This is a genomic window from Schlesneria sp. (genome assembly GCF_036405755.1).
Classification (GTDB): domain Bacteria; phylum Planctomycetota; class Planctomycetia; order Planctomycetales; family Planctomycetaceae; genus Schlesneria; species Schlesneria sphaerica.
The window spans coordinates 1-6,328 of sequence record NZ_DASWWZ010000586.1; the positions used below are offsets into that span (position 1 = coordinate 1).

6 protein-coding genes are annotated in these 6,328 nt (G+C 54.8%); 4 read left to right on the forward strand and 2 right to left on the reverse strand.

What is annotated here, in order from left to right:
• Positions 1–816, reverse strand: an 816-nt coding sequence (accD, locus tag VGE80_RS19395; RefSeq protein ID WP_440593806.1) for an acetyl-CoA carboxylase, carboxyltransferase subunit beta, incomplete at its 3' end; no start/stop codon positions are given.
• 563 nt (positions 817–1,379) lie between these two features.
• Here accD and VGE80_RS19400 point away from each other — a divergent pair.
• From VGE80_RS19400 to VGE80_RS19415, 4 genes are all read left to right on the forward strand, one after another.
• Positions 1,380–2,432 (forward strand): DUF1559 family PulG-like putative transporter, encoded by a 1,053-nt coding sequence (locus tag VGE80_RS19400; protein ID WP_373651913.1) that lies wholly within the window; start codon positions 1,380–1,382, stop codon positions 2,430–2,432.
• 126 nt (positions 2,433–2,558) lie between these two features.
• A complete protein-coding gene (locus VGE80_RS19405) occupies positions 2,559–4,295 on the forward strand; it encodes a CRTAC1 family protein (protein WP_373651912.1) in 1,737 nt (578 codons plus the stop codon).
• Positions 4,296–4,393: 98 nt separating this feature from the next.
• Complete coding sequence (locus tag VGE80_RS19410; protein ID WP_440593807.1) at positions 4,394–5,590, forward strand: tetratricopeptide repeat protein; 1,197 nt, start codon at positions 4,394–4,396, stop codon at positions 5,588–5,590.
• A gap of 93 nt (positions 5,591–5,683) precedes the next feature.
• Positions 5,684–6,136, forward strand: a complete 453-nt coding sequence (locus VGE80_RS19415; RefSeq protein WP_440593808.1) for a hypothetical protein — start codon at positions 5,684–5,686, stop codon at positions 6,134–6,136.
• Here the strand turns inward: VGE80_RS19415 and VGE80_RS19420 are convergent.
• A partial coding sequence (locus VGE80_RS19420) for an ASPIC/UnbV domain-containing protein (protein ID WP_440593809.1) occupies positions 6,133–6,328 on the reverse strand: 196 nt, incomplete at its 5' end. The genes VGE80_RS19415 and VGE80_RS19420 overlap by 4 nt on opposite strands.

Sequence of the window (6,328 nt, forward strand, 5' to 3'; positions counted from 1 at the left end):
CAGCTCAGGGCGTGGGACGATCCTGTCTATAAAACCATGTGTCAACAGAAATTCGCTTGTCTGAAATCCCGCAGGAAGATCGATTTTGCAGGTAGCCCGGACAACCCGTGGACCCGCGAAACCAACGAGGGCTTTCGGTTCGGCCAGGGTAATGTCACCCAGCGATGCGAAACTCGCCGCGACCCCCCCCATGGTCGGGTTGGTCAGTACCGAGATAAAAAGCCCCCCTGAAGACTGGTACCGAGCCAGTGCGGCACTGACTTTCCCCATCTGCATGAGAGAGAGGATCCCCTCGTGCATTCGAGCACCACCCCCGGATCCGCTCACGATCACCAAAGGCAACTTGAGTCGGGTGGCTTCCTCGACGGACCGCGTCAGCATTTCACCAACCACAGATCCCATGCTTCCCATGATGAAAGAAGAGTCCGTCAGGGCGAAGACCAGCGGTCGCCCTCGCATGTAACCTCGGCCTGCAATACACGCGTCTTTCAAGCCGGTCTTCTTCTGTTCCGCCAGCAAACGGACCTTGTAAGGCTTGGAATCAACAAACCCCAGCGGATCTTTCGGAGCGAGGTTGGTGAACCATTCTTCGAAGCTGTCTTCGTCGAGCAGTTGTTGAATGCGAACCCGGCCAGGAACGATGAAATGGTGGTTGCAATCAGGGCACAGATAAAGATTTTGTTCGACTTGCTTTCGGTACACCGTACTTTTGCAGGAATCACATTGAATCCAGAGTCCTTCGGGCACTCCTCGCTTCTTCCGTGGTGCTTCTCCGTTGTCGAAATCTCGTTGCTGTGGAGGAGTGTCTGAACTCATCCGCTAGAACTCCGTTCTGTAGTTTAGTCGCAAATTGACGGTGAGTGACGTTCTCGTGAGACGTGGCCAGACGGGAATCAGGGGACCGCGTGGCGCCGCAGAGATAAGGTGGGATACCATCCGGACAAGGGATTTTCAAATGATGGGCAGCGAAAGTTCACGGGTTTCCAGTGCGATTCTGACACTCCAGAAGAACATTTGAATCGCGACCGCACTCAGACCGAAACAAACTCCACCCGAATTTCAAGGTTGGTCGCACGGAAAAAAACGGAATTCCCCGAAGGACTTCGGCCATCACACGTCTCTCCTTGACTTATCCGAAGTTTCTATTGAGAATTACCGAAGGAACTCAGGTTGGTCGAAAAGATCACAGCGCGCCGCAATTTACATCGTGCCGCTGTGACGTTCGAAAGGCAGCTCAAAACCAGCAGCGCAATTTTCTCTTTCTCATTCGACTGATTGGTTGCCTTGAGCTCACCTGATGGGTGTCCTTCAACGTGGAGGACAGGACTGTATGAGTCGCGATATTTGGCGACATCGTTAACGCGGAGCAATCTAGACAAATGAAGACTCGTTTTCGTGGATTCACCCTGATCGAACTCCTGGTCGTCATCGCGATCATCGCAGTTCTGATCGCTTTGCTGCTGCCCGCTGTGCAGCAGGCTCGTGAGGCAGCCCGCCGCACACAATGTAAGAACAATCTCAAGCAACTCGGATTGGCCTGCCACAACTATCATGACACTGCAGGTCAGTTCCCGCAGAACACCGATGGACGAGCAATCCAGGCTTGGCAGGGAAGTAGTTCCTGGCAAGGGGGCCCTGGCAGCTTCGGCTGGATGATCATGGCTCTGCCATACATTGACCAGGCTCCTCTGTACAACCAGTTCAACTTCACCGACAACCTGTCTGCCAATGCTCCAAGTGGAATCCCTGGATGGGGTAGCAGCTACAATGGACTGCTGGCACAGCGCGGCATGGCAGCTTTCATGTGCCCCAGCAACCCACAGACTTCACTCGTCTATGTCGACGTCGGTGCTGCTGGTGGGGGCCAACCTTCCGTTCCCGGAAATACCTCGGGACGTACTGATTACGTTGGAAACATGGGATTCACCTACGGTGACTGGCGCGACTGTCCCGCCGTTCCAACTCCGCGTAACGGTGGCGGAACTGAAATTGTCGGCCAAGCCATCTGGGCCTCAATGTACGAGACCGCTTATCTCTGTCGTGAGAATGGCGTTTTCAGTTTGCTCGGCACCGCGAAGATGCGCGACATTACCGATGGAACCTCGAACACGATTCTGATCATGGAAGACCAGCATTTCGCTTCCGGTCCTCGCCGACCAGCCAGCGTTTCTGGCGATGCTGCCTGGGCCAGCCCTATGGCCATCTCGACGGCCGCGCACCTCGTCAACCAGAACTTCTCGTTCAACCTCGACGGAAGCATGGTTGCCGGCCATGACTCACACAAATGTCACGGCATTAGCAGCACTCACGTCGGTGGGGCTCACGTCCTGATGTGTGACGGCGCTGTGCGATTTATCAGCGACAGCATTTCGGGTGTCACGCTGCAGGCCATTTCGACCCGCGGTAACTCGGAAACAGTTGGCGAATTCTAGAAGGTGGTTCACTCCATCCTCTGCTGAGTTCCAGACATGAATCTCGCCCCTATGCGGGGCGAGATTCTCTCTTTTCTGCAGCTCACATTCATCACGACATCATCTAAGTCCACGGGATGCGGGGACATGCCGCGCTGGTTTCATCTTGGTATCTGCGTCTGGGCGGTCTGCGGTTGTACGTCCAAGACCTCCACAGCCCCTGTTGATTCTTCGACCTCTACGGTTTCAGTAACAAAGGGGGCGCCCGAATCGACCGTTAACAGACCACGGTCTGAGCAACCGATCGCCAACCCTGTCTTCGCCGATGTTGCCGAACAGTCGGGATTGAACTTCGTTTACGATAACGGCGAACAGGGAAAAGTCCTGATGGTGGAAGCCACAGGAGGTGGAGCGGGCTGGATTGATTACGACGGAGACCATCTGCTTGATCTGTATCTCTGCCAGGGGGGAAATCCGGTCGATCCTTCCAGTGATACTCAACCTCTCGATCAACTCTTCCGGCAAGTGGAACCGGGGAGGTTTGAACGGGTTACTGTTCCTGCGACGATCCACGAGTCGCAATACAGTCAGGGCGTTTCTGTCGCCGATTTCGATGACGATGGATTCGATGATGTCTATGTTTCCAACGTAGGACCCAACTCCCTGTTCCGTAACATGGGAGATGGGACGTTCATCGAGATTGCAAACTCCGCCGGAGTTGCGAATCCCCTCTGGAGCGCAAGCTCTGCCTGGGGTGATCTCGATGGCGACGGTGATCTCGACCTGTACGTCTGCAATTATGTGGACTACGACGTACATAACCCCGTTCCGTGCCTCCGCGCGGATGGTCGTCCCGGCACTTGCCATCCCAAGAACATGACGGGAGTTCCGGACGAGTGCTATTTCAATCAGGGAGACGGGACATTCACGGCTGAAGCTGAAAAGCGGGGCCTGTTCGGACCTGAGAACAAGGGTCTGGGAGTGGTGATTGCAGATCTTAACAACGACAACCTGCCCGATATTTATGTCACGAACGACACTTCTCCGAATTTCCTGTTCATCAATCAGGGCCATGGTCAGTTCTCTGAAATGGCAATGCTGCTGGGTTGTGCGGTCAGCCGCGAAGGACATCCCCAGGCCAGTATGGGAATCGCTGCCGGGGATTTCGACCATAACGGCTGGCTGGATCTCTACAGCACCCACTTCACCAAAGAATCGAACACGCTTTACAAGAACCTGGGACCGACGGGCTTTCAGGACGTAACGGGGTTGGTCGGCCTCCACACCCCTGTCATTCCCTTTCTCGGGTTTGGAACGGTGATGACGGACTTTAACCAGGATGGCCGCGAAGACATTTTTATCGCGAACGGTCATATTGATGACTGGAGCTCTCAGGGGGACCTGCATGAAATGCCCGCTCAGCTCTTCTCCTTTGCGGGGACGCGTTTTGTCGAGTTCTCTCAGATCGCAGGACCCTACTTTCAGCGAAAAGGACTCGGGCGCGGAGTGGCCTCTGGCGACTTTGACAACGATGGTGACTGGGACCTGGCTGTCGTGCATCAAAACTCGCCGACGGCGCTGCTGCGCAATGAATCGGTTCGAGGGCATTGGTTAAAGCTTCGATTTCAGTGCAACACAAATCGTCGCGGTGTCGGGGTACGTGTGACCCTGCGACAGGGAGAAAAAACTCTGACCCAGCAGATGCTGGGGGGGAACAGCTACTGTTCCGCACATGAACCTGCTCTCATCTTCGGCTTGGGCGACGATTCCAGCCCGTGTTCGCTGGAGATTCGCTGGCCGGACGGTACCGTGCAGCAGATTCCCGATGTCACAGCAGATTCGATGATGCTGATTCAACAACCCCGATCTTCGGCAACGGAGTAAGATTGAGTCAGTCGATCGGGCCCAGTCCTTGCGATGTGGTACGAGCCACGAAATCCCCCTGTCGACAAGTGAGCAACCGTGAAACGGCGAGACCAGGAATGAAGCATACCGCTGGGGTTAGAAACCGCCGATCAATCTGGGTCATGCTGATCATCCTGCTGGTCGTACCGCTCGCGTATTGGGGACATCAGGTCTGGCAGGCCAAAACTGTCAAGTCGCTGGCCTCGCTCTGTTATGAAGCTTCACGAAACTCGCAGTGGGACAAGCTGGCGAAGGCCTCTGAGCGATGGTCCTACCTGGAACCCCAGCGTGCAGAACCCTGGCTGTTTCGAGCGGAAGCGGCGGAAGAAGTTCAGGACTGGAAGCTGATGGCCAAGTGTCTTGGTAGCATTCCCAGAACGGACCGGCGCGCAATTCCTTCTCTGGCGAGAAAAGCGGGACTGGAGTTTGAGTATCTGAATCGGCCATGGGACGGCCTTAAGACCTGTGACGAAATCATCTCGCTCGATCCGCGTGTTCTGCTCGCACACAAGCAGTCCATCTTTTTTGCAGCCATGACGCTTCAACGTGCGGAACTGGTCAAACGAATTCGAGCAGCAATCCGTGTCCGTCGTGAATCCCCGGAAGCGTATGTTTATCTCGCGAGCGCAAGCTGGTTCTACGGTGCATCGCTTTATCGTAACAACTCATTCTGGCTGGAAGGGAATCCTGACGACGAAACGTTCCAGGTCGCTCGTGCAATGCAGATCTACATGTCTGAAGCCAAGTCGAATCTGGAAGAAGCCGAGAATTATGCGCACATTCCAGAGGCGACGGAACTTTTGCAACGGTACCCACACAACCTGGAACTACTGGCTTACTTTATTAACCTCGCCATCGAAGATGGAAACATTGATGAAGTGAGTCGGCTGCTTGCTTCGGTACCGCAGGAAGCAGCCGACGGAGATGCTCGAATTTGGCGTGCGAGAGCCTGGAAAGCCGATGTTGAAAATGATTTCGAATCCGCGTTGGAGTTGGCGCTCCGCGCTTACGCCATTGATCCCTATTGGTGGAAGGTTCATTTTCAGATTCATGACATTTGCCGGCGGCTGGGTAAGGCAGAAGAGTCTCAACGATTTTTCAAGCTCTATGAGGTCAGTGTCCCGCTGTCGAAGATGATCATGGAAATGAACCGTTCTTCCGAGGCCTTCGATGATTTTCAGTTTCGTACCAGCCTGATGACCCTGGCCGAACTGATCGAGGATGCGGAAGTCGTCACCGCCCTGCGTTCACGAATCACCGGTCCACAGCAATGACTCGAATTGTGCCGCCTCCACAGCTAAGATTACCGCACGTCCCTCTAATTCACCGCAACAAGACACCATTGGATTCCTTTCAGGAGAATTTCTATGTCCGCGCGTTTGTTCAGTCTGCTTTGTCTGGCCGGCCTCATTGGCTGTAGCTCTTCGGGTCCAGCCGGTCCACCATTGTTCCCTGTCACTGGAAACCTCACCGTCGGTGGCAAACCACTCGCAGATGTGAGCGTCCAGTTGGTCCCTGTCGATCCGCAACCCGCAACGAACAATTCTCCAGGGACGCTAACGTCGAGTGGTATCACGGATGCCAGTGGTAACTTCAAAATGACGGCGAGCAACGGACACGCTGGGGCTGCGAAGGGTAAATACAAAGTCGTCCTCGGCTACGCTCCAAAGATGTCTCAGGAAGAGCAAGCCAAGGCTGCAATGCGCAAGGGGCCTCCCAAGGTAGACCTTCCGTTCTCGAAAGATTACGTGTCGACCAGAACGACACCGAAAGAGGTGGAAGTCACGGACAAAACGCCCGCGATCGAGCTGAAGCTTTAATCAGACCCACGATGCACGACTGGCATCACCTGATACTCTGAAGTGTCTTCCACAACGAGAATTCGCTGGCAAGACGAAACACTGGCCAGCGAGGTCGTTTGACCCGTTGGCCAGTGAACTTCTAGACGGTCCACCTGAGTCGACTTGCCCAGTCCAAACAGGAGGGACCGGTCACTCGTCGACAAGTAACTC

Bases quoted from the DNA above. Each gene is read 5' to 3' on its own strand.
- VGE80_RS19400 (WP_373651913.1), top strand. From the start codon at position 1,380: ATGAAGACTCGTTTTCGTGGATTCACCCTGATCGAACTCCTGGTCGTC.
- VGE80_RS19405 (WP_373651912.1), top strand. From the start codon at position 2,559: ATGCCGCGCTGGTTTCATCTTGGTATCTGCGTCTGGGCGGTCTGCGGT.
- VGE80_RS19410 (WP_440593807.1), top strand. From the start codon at position 4,394: ATGAAGCATACCGCTGGGGTTAGAAACCGCCGATCAATCTGGGTCATG.
- VGE80_RS19415 (WP_440593808.1), top strand. From the start codon at position 5,684: ATGTCCGCGCGTTTGTTCAGTCTGCTTTGTCTGGCCGGCCTCATTGGC.